This is a genomic window from Shewanella frigidimarina NCIMB 400 (assembly GCF_000014705.1).
GTDB classification, from domain to species: Bacteria; Pseudomonadota; Gammaproteobacteria; order Enterobacterales; family Shewanellaceae; genus Shewanella; species Shewanella frigidimarina.
Genome location: NC_008345.1, coordinates 1,194,600 through 1,214,219, shown reverse-complemented (window position 1 = coordinate 1,214,219; position 19,620 = coordinate 1,194,600). Strand labels below are relative to the sequence as shown.

12 protein-coding genes are annotated in these 19,620 nt (G+C 41.6%); 8 read left to right on the top strand and 4 right to left on the bottom strand.

The window, feature by feature from the left end; all coding sequences use genetic code 11:
- Positions 1 to 121 precede the first annotated feature (121 nt).
- The 6 genes from SFRI_RS05300 (at position 122) to SFRI_RS05275 (ending at position 10,732) form a co-directional block, all read left to right on the top strand.
- Positions 122 to 1,162 carry an efflux RND transporter periplasmic adaptor subunit gene (locus SFRI_RS05300; RefSeq protein ID WP_425271583.1) on the top strand — a complete coding sequence of 347 codons (1,041 nt, stop codon included), beginning with the start codon at positions 122 to 124 and terminating at the stop codon, positions 1,160 to 1,162.
- Positions 1,162 to 4,266 carry a multidrug efflux RND transporter permease subunit gene (locus SFRI_RS05295; protein ID WP_011636503.1) on the top strand — a complete coding sequence of 1,035 codons (3,105 nt, stop codon included), beginning with the start codon at positions 1,162 to 1,164 and terminating at the stop codon, positions 4,264 to 4,266. Before SFRI_RS05300 ends, SFRI_RS05295 begins: the two co-directional genes overlap by 1 nt.
- A gap of 17 nt (positions 4,267 to 4,283) precedes the next feature.
- Positions 4,284 to 4,757 carry a LabA-like NYN domain-containing protein gene (locus SFRI_RS05290; protein ID WP_011636502.1) on the top strand — a complete coding sequence of 158 codons (474 nt, stop codon included), beginning with the start codon at positions 4,284 to 4,286 and terminating at the stop codon, positions 4,755 to 4,757.
- Between the two features lie 523 nt (positions 4,758 to 5,280).
- Positions 5,281 to 9,111, top strand: coding sequence for an EAL domain-containing protein (locus SFRI_RS20975; RefSeq protein ID WP_011636501.1), 3,831 nt, complete (start codon positions 5,281 to 5,283; stop codon positions 9,109 to 9,111).
- Positions 9,112 to 9,453: 342 nt separating this feature from the next.
- Positions 9,454 to 10,266: a substrate-binding periplasmic protein gene (locus tag SFRI_RS05280; protein WP_011636500.1), complete on the top strand. Its 813-nt coding sequence runs from the start codon at positions 9,454 to 9,456 to the stop codon at positions 10,264 to 10,266.
- Between the two features lie 34 nt (positions 10,267 to 10,300).
- Positions 10,301 to 10,732: an acyl-CoA thioesterase gene (locus tag SFRI_RS05275; protein ID WP_011636499.1), complete on the top strand. Its 432-nt coding sequence runs from the start codon at positions 10,301 to 10,303 to the stop codon at positions 10,730 to 10,732.
- A 65-nt stretch (positions 10,733 to 10,797) separates the two neighbouring features.
- Here SFRI_RS05275 and SFRI_RS05270 read toward each other — a convergent pair whose 3' ends face one another.
- Together SFRI_RS05270 and SFRI_RS05265 are read right to left on the bottom strand one after the other, a co-directional pair.
- Entirely contained in the window at positions 10,798 to 12,300 is a 1,503-nt protein-coding gene (locus SFRI_RS05270) for a putative bifunctional diguanylate cyclase/phosphodiesterase (RefSeq protein ID WP_011636498.1), read from the bottom strand.
- A 124-nt stretch (positions 12,301 to 12,424) separates the two neighbouring features.
- The gene (locus SFRI_RS05265) at positions 12,425 to 13,267 is read right to left on the bottom strand and encodes an HDOD domain-containing protein (protein WP_011636497.1); all 843 of its coding nucleotides are present in this window, start codon (positions 13,265 to 13,267) and stop codon (positions 12,425 to 12,427) included.
- 247 nt (positions 13,268 to 13,514) lie between these two features.
- On the opposite strand from SFRI_RS05265, the gene trhP reads away from it, so the two are divergent.
- Complete coding sequence (trhP, locus tag SFRI_RS05260; RefSeq protein ID WP_011636496.1) at positions 13,515 to 14,879, top strand: prephenate-dependent tRNA uridine(34) hydroxylase TrhP; 1,365 nt, start codon at positions 13,515 to 13,517, stop codon at positions 14,877 to 14,879.
- Between the two features lie 12 nt (positions 14,880 to 14,891).
- On the top strand, positions 14,892 to 15,149 hold the full coding sequence (locus SFRI_RS05255) for a YfhL family 4Fe-4S dicluster ferredoxin (RefSeq protein WP_011636495.1): 258 nt from the start codon (positions 14,892 to 14,894) through the stop codon (positions 15,147 to 15,149).
- Positions 15,150 to 15,341: 192 nt separating this feature from the next.
- Here the strand turns inward: SFRI_RS05255 and SFRI_RS05250 are convergent, their stop codons facing one another.
- Positions 15,342 to 16,892: a sigma-54-dependent transcriptional regulator gene (locus SFRI_RS05250; RefSeq protein ID WP_011636494.1), complete on the bottom strand. Its 1,551-nt coding sequence runs from the start codon at positions 16,890 to 16,892 to the stop codon at positions 15,342 to 15,344.
- The gene (locus SFRI_RS05245; protein WP_011636493.1) at positions 16,892 to 19,501 is read right to left on the bottom strand and encodes a PAS domain-containing hybrid sensor histidine kinase/response regulator; all 2,610 of its coding nucleotides are present in this window, start codon (positions 19,499 to 19,501) and stop codon (positions 16,892 to 16,894) included. Before SFRI_RS05245 ends, SFRI_RS05250 begins: the two co-directional genes overlap by 1 nt.
- Positions 19,502 to 19,620: the final 119 nt, after the last annotated feature.

Below are 19,620 nucleotides of genomic sequence, written 5' to 3'. Positions count from 1 at the left end.
AATCACCGGCTAGTCGTTAGCCTATGTCGTTGTGCAACGACACCATCAATTATTGCTTATAGAGATGTGTATTTACATGATCAACAAACTTGGCCAATGTCTTTTTTCAACTACCGTATTGATGATGGGATATATTGGGTTTATTCCCAATGGTATTGCCACGCCCACACCTCCCCGCGCAGAAAAAGTGGTTCCGGTCATCACCGCCACCGTTGAACAGCATGAACTTTCGCAATCAATTACCTTAATCGGAAAACTGGCTGCTACTCACTCGGTAATGATAGCGCCACAAGTCGCAGGCAAAATAGATAGCATAGCGGTCACATCCAACCAATATGTCAATAAAGGCCAGGCTCTGCTGACGCTTGATAACCGCAAAGCTAAAGCCAGCGTGACCGAAGCTCAAGCTTATTATCAAGATGAAGTGCGTAAGCTTAATGAGTTTAACAAGTTGATTCACGTTAACGCCATCACTCAAACAGAAATAGAAGCTCAAAAGTCCAGTGTTGATATCGCTTTCGCTCGACTTGAATCAGCCAAAACAGACCTTGATTACCATACTCTAGCCGCGCCATTTTCCGGAAATACTGGTTTGGTTAACTTCAGCCGAGGCAAGATGGTCAGTATCAATGAGTCACTATTAACACTTGATGATTTATCGGTGTTACAGCTCGATTTACAAGTTCCAGAACATTATCTCTCTTTGTTAAGTACAGGGATGTCGGTAAACGCTTCCAGCAGAGCATGGAATAAAACCATTTTCACTGGCAAGATTATCGCTATTGATCCACGCGTCAATTCACAAACACTTAACCTCAATATTCGCAGTCAGTTTGATAATCAAAAGGGTCAATTAAAGCCCGGTATGATGATGTCAGCAACACTGGTATTTCCCAGCGTGTCTTCTCCTATTGTTCCGGTACAAGCACTTGAATATTCTGGTACCAAACGTTATGTCTACGTAATCAACCAGGACAACATCGCCACACGCACCGAAGTGATGTTAGGGGCCAGAATTGACGATCAAGTGTTACTCGAATCTGGCATTAACATCGGCGACCACATCGTCGTCCAGGGGCTGGTAAATATGCGTGACGGTGTCAAAGTAAAAGACGTAGCTAAGCAAAATAAAACAAGCCCTGTTAAACAGGAGCAACAATAATGTGGCTAAGTGATACGGCGGTAAAGCGCCCTGTAGTTGCGATTGTCTTGAGTTTATTACTGTGTGTTTTTGGCTTGGTATCGTTTTCTAAATTGTCAGTTAGAGAAATGCCCGATGTACAAAACCCAGTCGTGACAGTAATGACCACTTATAGCGGTGCATCAGCCACTATTATGGAAAGTAAAATCACTAAGAGCCTTGAAGATGAATTAACTGGCATCAGCGGTATTGATGAAATCACCTCAACCACTCGAAATGGCATGTCACGTATTTCCATCGAGTTTGAACTAGGATGGGATTTAACCGAAGGCGTGAGTGATGTACGAGATGCAGTTGCCAAAGCACAACGTCGCTTGCCTGATGAAGCTGACGATCCAATTGTATCTAAAGATAATGGCACTGGTGAACCGTCGATTTACGTCAACTTGAGCTCTGAAAATATGGACCGTACTCAACTCACTGATTACGCCCAGCGGGTATTGGAAGACAGATTTAGCTTAATTACTGGTGTGAGCTCAGTTAATATTTCTGGTGGCTTGTACAAAGTCATGTATGTACAACTAAAACCGCAATTAATGGCCGGTAGAAATGTAACTACCAACGACATTATTAGTGCCTTAAATACCGAAAATCTTGAAACACCCGGTGGCGAAGTCCGTAACGACACCACCGTCATGTCTGTTAGAACAAAACGTCTATATTACAGCCCAGAAGACTTCAACTATTTAGTTGTCCACACCGCTGACGATGGTACGCCTATATATCTTAAAGATGTCGCTAGCGTATTCATCGGTGCAGAAAACGAAAACTCGACCTTTAAAAGCAACGGCATCGTTAACTTAAGCTTAGGTATAGTGCCGCAATCTGATGCCAATCCATTAGACATATCACTGCAAGTACAACAAGAAGTCGATAAGGTGCAGAGTTTTCTGCCAAAAGGAACGCAGCTGGTTGTCGATTATGATGCCAATGTGTTTATTGCGCGCTCGATTAATGAGGTTTACAACACCCTATTTATTACTGGGGTACTGGTTATTCTTGTGCTGTACATTTTTATCGGTCAAGTACGGGCAACCCTTATTCCAGCAGTAACAGTACCAGTATCGTTAATTGCCGCATTCATGGCGGCATATAGCTTAGGTTACTCCATTAACTTATTAACCTTAATGGCGCTTATTTTAGCCATTGGCCTAGTGGTTGATGACGCCATCGTTGTGGTTGAGAATATCTTCCACCATATTGAACAAGGTGAACAACCGATACTTGCTGCGTATAAAGGGACCCGCGAAGTGGGTTTTGCTGTGATCTCAACAACCTTAGTACTGGTAATGGTATTTTTACCTATTTCATTTATGGATGGCATGGTCGGGTTATTGTTTACAGAGTTCTCCGTGATGTTGGCAATGTCGGTGCTGTTTTCATCCCTTATCGCCCTTACACTTACCCCAGTGATGAGCAGTAAACTATTAAAGGCCAATGTGAAGAAAAATCGTTTTAATATCGCTATCGATAATGGCTTTAATCGTTTAGAGCAACGTTATCGTAGTATGGTCAAATGGGCATTGCACTGGCGCATAGCAGCACCATTCATAATTATTGCCTGCATCGGTGGTAGCTACTTACTCATGCAACAAGTTCCCTCACAACTCTCACCACAAGAAGATCGCGGAGTATTATTTGCGTTTATTAAAGGCGCCGAAGGCACCAGTTATAATCGCATGATTGCCAATATGGACATCGTTGAAAACCGATTAATGCCACTATTGGGTCAAGGAGTAGTGAAATCATTTAGTATTGAAGCACCAGCATTTGGCGGGAGAGCGGGAGATCAAACCGGGTTTGCGATTATCCAGTTAGAAGACTGGCAAGATCGTGATACCGATATTAAACAAGCGTTGGCGTTAATCAGCCAAACGTTAAAAGACATTCCCGATGTCATGGTACGGCCAATGTTGCCAGGATTTAGAGGCCAATCAAGTGAACCGGTTCAATTTGTACTTGGCGGCTCTGACTATGCTGAGTTATTTAAATGGGCCCAAGTACTGCAACAAGAAGCCGATGCAAGCCCTATGCTGGACGGGGCTGATTTAGATTACGCAGAGACCACACCAGAACTTGTTGTTACGGTAGACAAGCAACGAGCTGCAGAGTTAGGGATTAGCGTTTCAGAAATAGCGACAACCTTAGAAATCATGTTGGGCGGCCGCAGTGAAACAACCTTTGTTGAGCGTGGCGAAGAATATGATGTATACCTTCGCGGTGATGAAAACAGCTTTAACAGCGTCACAGACCTCAGTAAGATTTACTTTAGAAGCAGCAAAGGCGAGCTTATCACCCTTGATACTGTCACCAAAGTTGAAGAAGTCGCTTCACCACAGCGATTAAGCCATACCAACAAGCAGAAATCGATCACCATCAAAGCAAATTTAGGCGAAGGTTATACCCTAGGCGAAGCCCTCGACTTTTTAGAACAACGCGCAATAACTTTACTGCCAAACGATATTTCAATTGCCTACACGGGTGAGTCAAAAGACTTTAAAGAAAACCAAGCGGGAGTGCTCATTGTATTTGCTTTAGCACTGCTGATTGCTTATCTGGTATTAGCGGCTCAATTTGAAAGTTTTATCAATCCTGCAGTGGTGATGTTTACTGTTCCAATGGGTATTTTTGGTGGTTTTATTGGTTTAGTTCTAATGCATCAAGGGATGAATATCTATAGCCAAATTGGCATGATCATGTTAATTGGTATGGTAACTAAAAATGGTATTTTAATCGTTGAGTTTGCGAACCAACTACGTGACCGAGGCTTATCGCTCGACAACGCTATTATTGACGCATCAGCTCGTCGCTTAAGACCCATTTTAATGACAGCCTTTACCACGCTTATTGGTGCAATACCATTAATAGTATCTACCGGCGCGGGGAGTGAAAGCCGCATTGCAGTTGGAACTGTGATATTCTTCGGCATGGCATTTGCGACGGTTGTCACCCTATTGGTTATCCCCGCAATGTACCGACTTATTTCTTCGTCAACCCACTCTCCAGGGTTTGTTGAAGCACAACTTAATGACGCCATTGCTGCTCAAAAAGCGCAACAGCCTTAATCTTCACAGGTGTAATAATGACAACGCTTGCCGTATTTGTAGATGTGCAAAATATTTATTACACCTGTAAGCAAGGTTTTGGGCGTTCATTCAATTACCGAGCCTTGTACAAGCATTTGTCGGCACAGGGCTGTATTAGCCACGCTATCGCTTACGCTATAGCCCCGGCAGATGACGGTCAGGTTAAGTTTCAAGATGCACTGAAACATATTGGCTTTACGGTTAAAACCAAACCTTATATCCAGCGTAGTGATGGTTCTGCCAAGGGAGATTGGGATGTTGGGATTACCATCGACATGCTTGAGATAGCCCCCACGGTGGATGAGGTTATTTTACTGTCTGGTGATGGTGATTTCGATTTATTACTCAAAAAAATCAATCAAACGACCACATGCTACACCCATGTATTAAGTGTTGAGCGACTCACCGCAAAATCATTAACCGATCAAGCGCAGCACTTCACCGCAATCGACGCCTCGCTTCTTATTTAATAACCTAAACTCGGCATAACAAACGCCCCTCAAATAGCCCTTTGCCTTGCTAACGGCGTTATTTTTTACACGAGAAGACTTGTAATAGGTCAGCTATTGACGCGTCTATTCGCTTTGTTAGCAAAAAAACAACAAACTTAATAGTGATTAATGAGCATGGGGTTTACATTTAAATTTCAATTACTTATAGCGATATCAGGTTGTATGTAAACACTTAGAGTATCGACCCACCTATTAGCGCATACAACAAAACTGCACTTGCGACAAAACATCGCTAACAATGAAACCGACAATAAAAAAGTTTCATTTATTCCACCTCTATTCGGCATTAAATACTAAGGATGTACTCTTATCAATATTGTGTAAATTGGATGAGAGAAAGTATGGGTAGAGCCCAAACTCATAAACAATGTTATTATTTTGTTGTGTAAAATAGCGACTGTATTTACAATATACCATCCTGTTATTATAGGTGCCAAAATCAGCTTCCAATAAAATAATCATAATAATAATAAGGTATCTAATGGTGTTCTTTTTCCAAAGATGGTTATGCTCACTGTTATGCTTACTTCTCTCCGTTGCCTTCACTTCAGCCACAAGTGCGAAACAGTTTCAGATAGATAGACTCAATATCGCAGACGGCTTGCCGTCAACTATGGTCACCTCTATCTATCAGCAAAAAAATGGTTTCTTATGGTTTGCCACCGATGCTGGGGTGAGCCGTTATGATGGCCAAGAGTTTATCCATTTTCAGTTTTCACCAGGATCTAACAGGCATATATCGAATAACTTTGTTACGGATATTATCGAAGACACCTTAGGCAATATTTGGTTTGCCACTGAAGATGGTCTCAATCAACTCACCGTCGATGATGAACTTAACATCTACCCCACCTCGCAACAGCCTTTTGCTCAAAATACCAATTGGATAATGCGCTTATACTTGGATTCAAAACAGCAGTTATGGATAGGTACAGGCAGTGGATTACAATATAAACCTGAAAATGAGTCTAATTTCATCTCGGTTCCATTATATTTAAATCAGCAAGATACTCCCGTAGAAACATCGATTTACAGCATAGTAGAAGACACTCAGCACCGTCTTTGGGTAGGAACAGATCATGGTCTCGCATTATTAGAACCCAACAGTATAACAATGCGGCTATATCAATCAGATAAAGCACAAGCAATATCCACAGCAGACTCGTCCGTGGCTACGGCAGATTTATTTAGTGATTACATTCTGACGAGTCAAATAGACCATCACGGTCAACTTTGGTTTGGTAGCCAACATTTTGGCTTAATTAAATTTATGCCCAACGACAACACCTTCCAGCATTTTTTTAGCACAACACAAGCAAAACCAGGTCAAATCCCCAGTAACTACATCACTAGCATCGCTATTGAAGACGAGCAACATATCTGGATCGGTACCGACAAAGGCGCGGCAAATTTAACTGTAGCATCCGAACATTTTGACTGGCTAACCTCGCAGACGTTTAATCAACAATCATTACCTACCAATAATGTTGATGATGTATTTATCGACCATTCAGGAGTCGTTTGGTTTGCGACTAATCAAGGAGCGGCTTATTACACGCCATTGAAAAAATCAAGTCGACTGTATAAACCCCTTGCCAGCCAATCAGAGCTATCTGGAGGCAATGTTTACGCAATAGCGTTAACACAATCTGGTGATGCCTGGGTAGCAACAAATAAGGGTATTGATAAGATAAACATCGATAACAAAACCGTTCAATTAGGTCCTTTAAAAGATAAAACCATTCCATCATTAATAAACAATATTTGGAACGTAAAAACAGACAAAGACAATAATCTGTGGTTTTCTGACGCAGAAGGCCTGAGTTTTTACGATCAACGTTCTGGCACTGTGCAACGCTTTAGTAATAAAGTGAATAATCCCTATGGGTTTCCTAATACTGATTTCTATACTGTTGACCCCGACCAAGAAGGCAATGTGTGGATCACAGGCTATTTAGACGCTGGCGTAATGCTATTTAACCCACAAAAAGGCTTAATAAAACATTATTTTAACGATGCGGATAATCTCTATACTTCGGGTGGAAATTTCACCTTCGACAGTTTAATCGCTACCCAGGGTGAGTTATGGTTAGCCACCACTAACGGTATTTTTATTATTGATCCTAAAACAGATATCACATCACATTTAAGTTTAGGTAATGAAAGAGAGAACATCCGGATAGGCGGTATTTACCAAGACGAACAAGGCATTATGTGGGCGGCAACCCAAGGGCTCGGGTTAGCAAAAATAATTCCAACGCCAGATGCCCCTCAGGGGTTTGTCATTGAATACATTACCCGCAAACAAGGCTTACCAGATAACCGTTTAAAAGCCGTCATCGGTGATAACCAGGGTAATTTATGGCTAACGAGCCAGCACACCTTAACTAAATATAACCTAAAAACCGGTCAAATAAGTGTTTACCCTAGCGTGATAAACACCGACAACTTAACTTTTAATGAAGCAGCGATTGCCATTTATCAACACCAGTTACTATTAGGCACTAATAAGGGTGTGATACAGATAGATATCGACACTATTAGCCAAAATGATTTTGCGCCTCCTGTGCATATCACTTCGGCAAAAATAGCCAATAAATCGTATATTAATATTAACAGCCATAACCCTCCACCGAAGCCCATACTTGATTACGACAACAACATGATCCAGTTTTCATTTGCGTCGTTAGACTATACCGCCCCTAAACGAAATCGATATCGATATATGTTAGCGGGGTTCGACCAAGATTGGCTGACGACAGTGCTACCTCGGGCAATGTACACTAATCTAGCGGCGGGTGATTATGTGTTTAAAGTGCAAAGCACCAATAGCGACGGAGTGTGGAGCAACCAACAGGCAGAATTTGCTTTTAACATTAAAAAAGCCTGGTGGTATTACGCATTAATAGCTTCGGGCACCATTATTATACTGATCATGATTTTATTTGGGTTATCTCGAATTAAACAAATGAAAGAGCTCAGTCGCCGAGCTAATTTTGACAGCTTAACTGGATTGGCAAACCGCTTTCATTTTAATCAACAGCTGTCATTACTTATGTCTAATCCATATAACACCGCTGCGGTCGTGTTTATCGATTTAGATCACTTTAAAGAAGTTAACGATTCTATGGGCCATGATGTAGGCGATGAGCTCATTATCCAAGTTGGTAAGCGGCTTCAGCATTGTTTAAGCCAACAAGATGTATTAGCTCGACTAGGCGGAGATGAATTTGCCTTAATCATTCCATACGAGCAAGTTGCGGCTGACGTGAACCGAGATTTAGTCAATATCATTGAACGAGTTCGTCAAACGCTCAATAAAGGCTATCAAATCAATCAATATTGGCTAAACAGTTCTGCCAGTATTGGTGTGGCATGTTTCCCTGACGATGGTAAAGATGCCAAAACATTATTAAAACACGCTGATACAGCCATGTACGCCGCTAAACAGAATGGTCGTAACGGAAGTTACTTTTTTAACGAAACCTTATCCACGGCATTATTAGAAAGATTATTAATTAAAGACCAACTTAATAATGCCATGTCAGATGCGCAACTCGAAGTACATTACCAACCAAAATGTTGTGTTGATACTCATGAAATTGTCGGTTTAGAGGCGTTACTTCGTTGGAATCATCCCCAACACGGCATGATTTCCCCTAGCCGCTTTATTGATCAAGCTGAAGACAGCGGCTTAATTATCGATATCGGATTATGGGTACTTGAACAAGCCTGTCAGCAAGGATATCATTGGCATCAACAAGGGATACTGAGAGGCAATATATCGGTCAACATTTCACCGGTACAGTTATCGCAACCGACCATTGTCGATGACATCGCAGCCATTTTAGAACGAACCGCCTTTCCTGCTCATCATCTTGAACTTGAAATTACCGAGTCGTTACTCATTAAAGATTTAAAAACCGCACAAGACGTTCTGTTAGCACTCAAACAATTACGCGTACGTATTGCTCTAGATGATTTTGGCAAAGGTTATTCGTCATTAAACTATTTGACTCAGTTCCCTATTGATACTTTAAAAATTGATAAGGGATTTTTAAGCAGTATCTTGCCTGAAGAAACCAGCAATATAGTATTACGAAACATCATTACCTTAGGTAATGAGCTGAAATTAGATGTCATTGCAGAAGGCGTCGAAACTCATGCTCAGCTGCTAAAATTGAAACAGTATAATTGTAAAATAGTTCAGGGTTTTTTATTCAGTCATGCTCTTGATGTCACTCAATTAGAAATATGCCTTCTACATAACCAGTTAACCTTATGTGAATATGTTGAAGTGGAAAACGAATAATGAGAACGGCAACTTATTAGCGATACACGCATAAGCACCACCCAAACTGTTAACGGCTTACTGCGACGTCTGCAAACACACATAACCTTCACTAACGATGCTGTTACCTATCAATCTGTATTCTAAACTAACCCTAATAAGGTGCCTTAAACTCTCGTTATTGATGCGAAAGACACATTCATTTCAAGGCAGATAATTGCCTGTGAAATGCTTATTCATATCGCATTACATTGTTATTATTTAAATCAATAATGAGAGGGCTCACATGATTGGGAATATCACTTTATTTGCAAAAGTGTTATTCTTGCTGGGCCGTAGCAGGACACTTCTATAAAGGATTATATGTCGTTAATACGTTACAAAAAAACAACTTTTGATTACACTTTTATGCCCAAACGAGTTCGTTTATTTATCTACTTGCTATTCATATCAGTGAGCGTTATATACACATTTAACTCGACCATCACAGTGGCAGAACCATTAAAAATCACTTTAGCTGCAGAAGACAGTTGGCCTCCTTTTGCTGATGAAGTGGGCAATGGCATTTCTCATAACCTTATCAAACAGGCTTTTAAACAAGTTGATGTTGACGTTTCTACTATTGTTGTACCCTATGCTCGAGGTTTGATTATGACCGAGCGAGGTTCAGTTGATGGCGTTTTTAATGTGACAAAAGAACAAAGCACTATTGATCGATTTATATTCGGTAATGAACCTTTGTTTACGGTAACCGCTTCTTTTTTCTTTGCTAAAGAGCACCCTACCATTGCGGATAATAAATGGCAGATCCCAACAAAAAGTACTATTGGTATTGTGAATGGTTATGAGTACGGCGACGAATTTACGACGCTTATTGAACAACAACAACTGCAAGTCATCACGGTGAATAACCAGCGCCAACTAATCAATTTGTTATTGGTCGGCAGAATTGATACCGCCATTATGTATGATCTTGTTGCTGATGTTTATATCAAACAAATGGGTGTTAGCCATGACATAAAAGCTAAGTTTAATAATCATACCAGTAAAATTTTTGTCGCATTTTCTAAACTTAACCCTCAAGCTGAGCACATTAGCCAATTACTCGACAAAGGGCTGCTAACGTTACAAAAACAAGGTAAGTACCAGCAACTGCTTCTGCCCTCAAATGATTAACCACAATACAATGAAAACATAAGGTCATAGTGTAATGAGTCACACCTCTGTGGAGCACCAATACAGCCCAGTTCACTCTTTTTCAGTGCAAATTTATTATGAAGACACTGACTTTTCTGGTGTGGTATATCATCCTAATTTCTTAAAGTATTTCGAACGTGCGCGTGAACATGTCATCGGCGCAGGTGTACTCAGCCAACTTTGGCAGCAACAACAATTGGGTTTTGCCGTTTATCGCAGCGATATGTTATGTCACGATGGGGTTGAGTTTGCAGATATTATTGATGTACGTACTCAATTTTATTTTGAAAGTAAATATCGTACCGTATGGAAACAACAAATATGGCGTCCGAATGCTAAAAAACCTGCAGTAACAGCTACAATTGAAATGGTCTGCATGAACCAGAAGCGTCAACTTGCACCTATGCCTGTAGAGTTAATCGCCCATTTATCCGCAGGATCTTAGCGCTTTATCACGAAATGTCACGAAACTTACCTTGCGAAGAGTTAATTTTTGGAACGCTAGCATTATCAATGATTATGCTGCAGATGATTATGTTGCTGATAATTAAGTTGCGGATAAAGATGTTCAAACTCACTGGCAGTAGATGGTTTAGCAAAGTAATCACCTTGAATGGTATCGACTCCAAAAAGATGTAATGCATCTAATACCGACTTAGATTCAACGCCTTCAACCGTCACTTCAAAACCTAAATTTTTAGCCAGTTCGATACTCGTCTTCACAATTTGTTTCGCCGCGTGAGAGGTTTCAAACTCATCTAAAAAGGCTTTATCAATTTTCACTTCATCAACAGGTAAATGACGCAAATAAGCTAAAGAAGAATGGCCAGTGCCAAAATCATCAATGGCAAGTTTTACCCCAATATCACGTAATTGATTTAAGGTAACAATCGTTTGCTCGAGCGATTTCATCAACACACTTTCAGTGATTTCAATGGTAATGGTTTCGGCAGGAACCAGATACTGGGATAGCTTGGTGGCGACATCGGCTGCAAGGTTTGGATTGTCTAAGTCAGTAGATGACAAATTAATGGCTACATTAACGTAAACACCCATATTTCGCCATTTGGCTTGTTGAGCTAATACGTTATCTAACACCCAACTACTCAGAATATCGATCATTCCGGTCTGTTCCGCTAATGGAATAAATTCATTTGGAGAAATTAATCCTAAGCCTTCATGTTGCCAACGAATTAACGCTTCGACCTGCTTACATCGGCCGCTTTTTATATCTAGTTTTGGTTGAAATACCATAAATAATTGACCTTGCTTTAACCCTTTAGGTAAGCCATTAATAATCAACAATTCTCGGTATTGTGCTTTATCATCATCTTGGTCGTAAAAAGCAATCGGCTGTTTTAATGCTTTGGCTTTCTTCAGTGCTAAATCTAAACGGCGCAACATCAAACTGACATCAGCATGATGCTCATTTAACGACAACACTCCGAGCTGCATTTTGATACTGATTGGTTGTTGTTCAATTTCAAATGGGCTTTGTAAGTCATTTTTGATTGTTTGCAATTGCTCGATAGTCAACGGTTGCTGGAAAAACAACAAGAACTCATTACCGTTCATACGTGAGATGAACTGTGCTTTACAGTTCAGGTTATCTATCCGCTTGGCAAAAGCTTTCAGCAGTTTGTCACCAAATAAAAAACCAAATAAATCATTCACAAAACGAAATTGACGAATATCCACCAGCACTAACATACCTTCTGAAATAGGCATTTTTGACAACATTTTTCGTTTAAAGCCGACACGGTTAGCTAAACCAGTTAGCTTATCTCGTTCGGTGCTAAATAGGCTTGATTGATGCAAATGATGAAGGACATTAATGAGCGGTTTTAAGGATTTTGAAGGGGAATCTATGTTAAATGAATCTTGATTGAGTAATTGTAATTCTAACGAGTGAGTTAATTGTTTAATAAAACGATGCTGACGCCAATGGAGACATGCAATGGTACACAGCATGATCACAATCATAAACAACACTGTTATTAGTAAATAATTCATTAAGTATTCATCATGTTACAATTTTAATCATCGGTTGTTTAAACGTCAAAAACATCTCACTTAGATATTAATCATTTAATGTTAACTCATTGACTAATATCCGTGAGACGCACTCAAAGTAGCATTACTCGTAACTTTGCATAATTGAATGGTACATATTAATAAACTCATCACTAGCTAGATCTTCTGGTGTAACAGGCAAGCCACGTTGAGCGAAGACACCTAACCTTTCTTCTAACTCTTCACCAGCTCTAAGTTCGCCAGTATAAAATGCCGCAGAACGGATAAAGTCGAGATAAGTCACTTTTTCAGGTAAATAATGAAGATCAGCCCAACGCTCAACCACTTCCATCACCTCTGGGGCAAAGTCCCACGTTTTTAATACCGCACGGCCAATCGGCCCCTGCATTTTACGGACTAAACTGCGTAGGTCATCAATTCGGCCAAACAACTCTGGGTGAACTTCTGCCTCGGTTAATACTGGTAAAGCACCAATATTGTGCACCAAGCCAGCAAGAGTAAGCGTATCACGATCTAATTTTTTAGTAGGATGACGTTTGTTATACATTTCAAGCATTGCACAAGATGAAGCCGTCACTTCAATGGAGGTTTTCCATACCTCATCCATCACTTCCCACACCATTTCGTTGGTTGAGATAAAGAGCTGCTCCATCGCAACTGACGTGGTAATAGATTTGATTTGCACTAAACCAATGCGACTCACCGCGGCATTAATGCTTTCTGCTTTATTGCCGCGAGAATACAAAGCACTGTTAGCGACTTTAATAATACGGGCTGAAATAGCGGCATCTTGCCCAATGATGTCGGCTACTTGTTTAAGGCTTGAATCTTGACGAGACACCACTTCTTGAACACGCATGGCCACTTCAGGTAATGTTGGTAAAACTAAAGCATCATCTTTGAGCTTTTTTAATAGTCCAACCAAGAGTTGATGTTCCGTAGACATGGGTTCTCCATAAATAAATAGTCTCTAATGCTGGATTATATACCCAAACCGATAACGTTTGCGATTACTCAACTGACGACAACTCAATTATTTATATCTTCCTGTTCTGATTTATCAGTCATAAATCCCTTTGATGTAATAAAAATACAACCAACCTCACAAATACCAAGGCTATATTTGTCCTCGCTAATATCCTTAAGTAAGCTTCGGCCCTTTCATCACACAATGTTCTATTAGGTCGAAAAACATGTTTAAACCTGAATTATTATCTCCCGCTGGTACGCTTAAAAATATGCGTTACGCCTTTGCTTATGGTGCTGATGCCGTTTACGCAGGCCAACCTCGTTATAGCTTACGAGTTAGAAATAATGATTTCAAAATGGAGACTCTTGCCAGCGGTATTGAAGAGGCTCACGCCCTAGGTAAGAAATTGTATGTTGTCAGTAATATTGCCCCACATAATGCCAAGCTAAAAACCTATATTAAAGACATGGAACCGGTGATTGCGATGAAACCCGATGCGGTGATCATGTCAGATCCTGGGCTTATTATGATGGTACGCGAAACATTTCCAGATCAAGTCGTTCACTTATCGGTTCAAGCGAATGCGATTAACTGGGCATCGGTTAAATTCTGGCAACAACAAGGCATCAAGCGAGTCATTTTATCCCGTGAATTATCATTGGATGAAATTGAAGAAATTCGCCAACGTTGCCCCGATATTGAATTAGAAGTGTTTGTTCATGGCGCACTTTGCATGGCTTATTCTGGCCGTTGTTTACTCTCTGGTTACATGAATAAACGTGATCCCAACCAAGGGACTTGTACCAATGCATGTCGGTGGAAATACGACGTACATCAAGCAGAGCAAACCGATACAGGCGATATCATCCCTGTAGCCCCAACCGTTCAATTTGAAAACCCAACACTGGGTTCTGGCCAACCCAGTAGCGACATAGTGCTACTGCAAGAAGCTGGTCGCCCTGGCGAATACATGCCTGCTTTTGAAGACGAACATGGCACTTATATTATGAATTCAAAAGATTTGCGCGCTATTCAACATGTGGATCGCTTGACCCAAATGGGCGTTGATTCATTAAAAATTGAAGGTCGCACCAAGTCTTTTTACTATGTCGCGCGCACGGCACAATTATATCGCCAAGCCATTGAAGATGCCGCTGCTGGCAAAGACTTTGATCGCACATTGATGAGTAATCTTCAAGGGCTTGCGCATCGCGGTTATACCGAAGGATTTTTGCGTCGTCACGTGCATGACGAATATCAAAACTATCAATATGGCCACTCGGTAAGTGATAGCCAGCAATTTGTTGGTGAGTTTACCGGTAAACGCAATACTGAGGGTTTGGCTGAAATTGATGTTAAAAATAAATTTTCAGTTGGCGACAGTGTTGAAATAATGACAACTGAAGGTAATTTTGTTATCACTATTGAATCGTTAATTAATCGCAAAGGCGAATCGATTGACTCAGCTTTAGGCTCAGGCCATTTTGTGTTTCTAGCGCTTCCGGCAGATATTAATATCGACAAAGCCATGTTAATGCGTAATTTACCTGAGGGAATGGATACACGAAACCCTCATCAACCAGCTTAAATTAAGGTTTTTATGGCACTAATCATTGACGATAGCTGTATCAATTGTGATATGTGCGAACCCGAATGTCCTAACGAAGCCATTACTATGGGTGAAGAGGTGTATGAAATCGATCCTTCGTTGTGCACCGAATGTGTTGGCCATTATGACAAGCCAACCTGTATTTCAGTTTGTCCTATCGATTGTATTGCCATAGACCCAGCACATAAGGAATCTCAGGACGATCTCCTCGTCAAATACGCTCAGCTCACGGGCAAGTTTGTGGGCTAGTTAAACAGATAAACAACTATTAATACCATACAAAAAACGCTCAACACCAGGCTCTGTTTAGTCTAGCCTTAAATGTCATAGACTGAGCCGAGGCTGGCTGATATGCAAAATCCTCGACGACACAAAGAGTTTTTGTGAATAACCCTATACAGGACGGAATCACAATTCATTGTATTACCACTTAGCCTTGAACTACTGCCGAGTGATACCCTGTTTGCGCATTCTCGCTCGTAAAGTACTGGGATTGAGACCGAGGATAAGTGCAGCGCCTTTATTACCTTCTATCCGCCAACCAGTCTGCTGCAAGACTTTGACAATATGCTCATATTCTAACTCAACCAGAGCTTTCATCGAAGGTTCCTCGATAGTAGCGAGTTTATCAAAGCTTTCGAATCGATCGAGTATTTGCAGTGATTTCCCTTCACTGAGGATGACGGCTCGTTCAATGGCACTCTCCAGCTCTCGCACATTGCCAGGCCATTGATGTTGCTGCAATGTATTCAGAGCATCCTGAGTGATTATGTCAATCTGCTTACCTATTTTTTTGTTGAATTTAATCAAAAAATGGTTAACCAATAATGAAATATCTTCCTTACGTTGCCTTAAAGGAGGCAAAGTGATCGGGAATACGTTTAGTCGGTAATAAAGATCTTCGCGGAACTTACCATTACGCACTTCTTCTATCAGGTTACGGTTAGTCGCAGCAATAATTCTCACATCGACCTTTATAGTGCGGGGACTTCCTAGACGTTCAAATTCACCATCTTGAATAACCCTCAGCAGTTTAGCTTGCATTTCTAGCGGCATCTCACCAATTTCATCTAGGAATAAGGTGCCGCCATCAGCAAGCTCAAAACGACCGATTTGTTTGCTATCAGAACCAGTGAAAGCGCCACGCTCTCGGCCAAACAATTCGCTTTCTATCAACGCCACTGGCAAGGTGGTGCAATCCACCGTAATTAAGGGGCGTTTTTTTCGTGAACTCCGGCTGTGGATGGCGCGGGCCACAACACCTTTACCGGTGCCTGTTTCACCAAGCAGTAACACGGTTGCATGCATTGGTGCAACTTGCTCAACTTTTTGAAAAACCTGCGACAACAGCTTACTACTGCCGATGATTTCGTCGAAATTAAACTGCCGTGCAACTTCCTTTTGAAGATAAGTGTTTTCGGCCTGAAGCTTGTCCTTTAATTGCTTTATTTGTGTATAAGTATCTCTCAGTGACGCTTCAGCCTTTTTACGTTCCTCAATTTCCAATCCAAGTTGCAGGTTAGTTTTAGTCAACTCTACCGTACGCTTTTGCACAATGTCTTCTAGAGTGATGTTATTTTTTTCCAATTTTTTATATAACAAACGCACTTCCAACATATTATGAATACGCGTTTTAACTTCGACCAAGTCAAAGGGTTTACTAATAAAATCCTTGGCGCCCGCTTGTAATGCCTGCAGTTTATGATTGGGTTGGGCTGTGAGCACCAGCACTGGTAAATAGTCCATGCTATGGTCGGCCTTAAGCGCAGCCATGACTTCAAATCCATCCATTTTTGGCATCTGTAGATCAAGCAAGATCAGATCATAGTTATTGATTCGGTTCAGGTCGCAAACAACCTGGGGATCCATGGTTGTAGTTACCATGGTATAACCGCTTTCAAGTAGCAATTGCTCCAACAGAAGCACATTAGGCTCTTGATCATCGACAATCAAAATCTTAGCGTTAAGAATATCGTTTGCAGTGATTTCCATTATTTTTCCTCATCATCAGCGATTACAGCAGACTTATTGGCATACTCAAGCGCTATATCCAGAGTCTTCAGAAACTCATTGATCCGCAGTGGTTTAGTAAGATAATGAAAGAAGCCAGCATCCAAACCTTTTTCAATGTCCCGGGGAATGGCATTTGCACTGAGAGCTACCACAGGTATCGATGCTGTTATCGGACTTTCCCTGAGAATTTTCAATGCGATCAAGCCGCTAATTCCCGGTAGATTAATGTCCATCAAAATAACATCCGGCTGATGCGTATGTGCCATTTCAATACCTTGAATAGCATCCGCAGCACTGAGAAAACGCAAATTAGGCCGACGAGAAATAATATTCTCAACAAGCATCAAATTAGCCGGATTATCTTCGACATATAGTAAGGTTTGCAAACGCTCAGAATCTTCATATTGTAGCGTTTCCGTGACCATTATTGCGCTGTCAGCAAGGTTAGATACGGGTTCGTCAGTTCGCTTTAGTTCAAACCAGAAGACACTACCCACGCCAACGGTACTTTGCACGCCAATGACTCCCCCCATAGATTCAACCAAACGCTTACTAACCACTAGACCGATTCCTGTACCTTCTTGATTATTGGCTTCTTGACCGAGGCGATTAAAGGGCTGGAAAAGTTGCCCAAGTTGCTCAGCTGATAATCCTTCACCTGTATCTCGAACACTGAACCGCATCATATCGTCACTGCTTTGGCTGTGTTCCAGTATCACGCTTCCGCCCTTCCGGTTATATTTAATTGCATTGGAAAGCAGATTAATAATTACCTGTTTTAGTCGGGTTCTATCGACATTAAGAAAATCTTTAGTCGTAGATCGGGTAAAGACGACTTTGATGTCATGGAGTTGAGCTTGCGGCTCACTCATCAACACACATTCTTGCATGACTTCGGACAGCGAAACAGCTTCCAGTGACATGGGTAGCTTGCCGGATTCGATTAGTGCTAGGTCAAGTATTTCATTGATAAGCTCCAACAAGTACCATCCTGCTTTGAGGATCTGAGCAATGCTGCGTTTTTGAGCAGGAGGCGGCGCAGGTGTACTCGATTCCATGAGCTGTGCAAAACCTAGAATCGCACCCAGTGGTGTGCGTAGCTCATGGCTCATACTGGAAAGAAAATCCGATTTGGCGAGATTGGCTTTCTCAGCCACCGCTTTAGCATTTTCCAGTTCGATGTTCTTTTCCAGCAGTTTTTGATTTAGGCGATTACGTTCAGTTACATCGCGAGCGCCATAAAAAATACCTTGCAGTTTATTGTCTCGGTGATAAAAGGTGGTCGCATTAATGGAAACCACGGTTTCTTTACCGTTCTTGGTGCGGGCGGTCAATTCATAATCAGAGATTATCTTCTCACTTAACACCCTTTTTATGCCAGCCGCAGCAAACTCAGGATCGGTGAAGTAGTCTTTGAATGGAGTGCCTATAAGGGAGTCACGGTTGTTACCTGTAAGTTCTTCCATTTGTTTATTCACATCGGTAATGATACCGGAAGGATCTGTGGTCGTCAGAGCATCAATGTTGGATTCAATCAGATTACGGGTATAGAAATGTTGATCTTGCAAACGTCGACCGAGTTCTTTTTGCTCCTCCTCGATACGTTTACGCGCGGTGTTATCGGTACCGATTAACAAATAACCAATGATAGCCTTGTGCTCATCACGCAAAGCAGTGACTGACACTACTGCCGGGAAGCGGCTGCCATCTTTGCGTATGTAAGTTAGCTCGTAGATATCCTCAATGCCGCGCCGGGCCTTAAATACTAACGCATCAAAACCAGGTGTGATTGCAGTATCCAGTTCAATACTGAGCTCTTTAGCTCGCTCGATGACTTCTTTGGGGTCGGAGATATCTGCGGGTGTGATCTTGTTCATCACCTCGTCAGCTGTATAACCCAGCATTCGCTCGGCACCCACATTAAATATCTGGATAACGCCATGAGCGTCGGTAGCAATACTGGAAAAGTTAGCACTGTTGAAAATGGCTTTCTGCAGTGCACCTGCTTTGAGCAAAGCTTCTTCCGCCTGCTTGCCAACACTGTTATCTGTGCCGATCAAAAGATAACCTATGATAATACCTTGATCGTCGCGTAGTGCGGTAACCGACACAACAGCAGGAAAGCGACTACCGTCTTTACGGATATAAGTTAATTCATAAATGTCTTCAATACCGCGTGTGGCTTTAAACACCAGCGCGTCGAAACCAGGTTCTATTGGCGTACTGAGTTCTACAGAAAGCGCCTCGGCACGGGCGATGATCTCCTGAGGGTCTGATATCTCTGCAGGGGTGATGTTGTCCACCACTTCGATGGCCGAATAACCTAGCATCCGCTCGGCACCAACGTTAAAAATTTGGATGACCCCTTTAGCATCAGTGGCAATACAAGAGAAGTTAGCGCTATTAAAAATTGCTCGCTGCAACGCACCTGCATTTAACAATGCCTCTTCTGCATGTCTGCGTTCAGTGACTTCTTCGATTGCTGCTTCGAACAGATCGACATCATCCTCACTGTTGAGGCCAAGCAAAGTTTCAATGACATCAGACTTGACTAAACTTGATGGACTTCTTTTGTTCTCACCTTTCATGATTAACCTCTATGACCATACGTTGGTTTTTGACTGGAACCGAAATGGCGACCCAGAGAAAAAACCTGCCATATCGGTGTATTTATCTGACGATAAAGATGGCAATTTCGACGTGAATT

What these genes read in the sequence shown, in the direction of transcription:
- SFRI_RS05300 (WP_425271583.1), top strand. Translation starts at nt 122, where the DNA reads ATGATGGGATATATTGGGTTTATTCCCAATGGTATTGCCACGCCCACA.
- SFRI_RS05295 (WP_011636503.1), top strand. Translation starts at nt 1,162, where the DNA reads ATGTGGCTAAGTGATACGGCGGTAAAGCGCCCTGTAGTTGCGATTGTC.
- SFRI_RS05290 (WP_011636502.1), top strand. Translation starts at nt 4,284, where the DNA reads ATGACAACGCTTGCCGTATTTGTAGATGTGCAAAATATTTATTACACC.
- SFRI_RS20975 (WP_011636501.1), top strand. Translation starts at nt 5,281, where the DNA reads ATGGTGTTCTTTTTCCAAAGATGGTTATGCTCACTGTTATGCTTACTT.
- SFRI_RS05280 (WP_011636500.1), top strand. Translation starts at nt 9,454, where the DNA reads ATGTCGTTAATACGTTACAAAAAAACAACTTTTGATTACACTTTTATG.
- SFRI_RS05275 (WP_011636499.1), top strand. Translation starts at nt 10,301, where the DNA reads ATGAGTCACACCTCTGTGGAGCACCAATACAGCCCAGTTCACTCTTTT.
- SFRI_RS05270 (WP_011636498.1), bottom strand. Translation starts at nt 12,300, where the DNA reads ATGAATTATTTACTAATAACAGTGTTGTTTATGATTGTGATCATGCTG.
- SFRI_RS05265 (WP_011636497.1), bottom strand. Translation starts at nt 13,267, where the DNA reads ATGTCTACGGAACATCAACTCTTGGTTGGACTATTAAAAAAGCTCAAA.
- trhP (WP_011636496.1), top strand. Translation starts at nt 13,515, where the DNA reads ATGTTTAAACCTGAATTATTATCTCCCGCTGGTACGCTTAAAAATATG.
- SFRI_RS05255 (WP_011636495.1), top strand. Translation starts at nt 14,892, where the DNA reads ATGGCACTAATCATTGACGATAGCTGTATCAATTGTGATATGTGCGAA.
- SFRI_RS05250 (WP_011636494.1), bottom strand. Translation starts at nt 16,892, where the DNA reads ATGGAAATCACTGCAAACGATATTCTTAACGCTAAGATTTTGATTGTC.
- SFRI_RS05245 (WP_011636493.1), bottom strand. Translation starts at nt 19,501, where the DNA reads ATGAAAGGTGAGAACAAAAGAAGTCCATCAAGTTTAGTCAAGTCTGAT.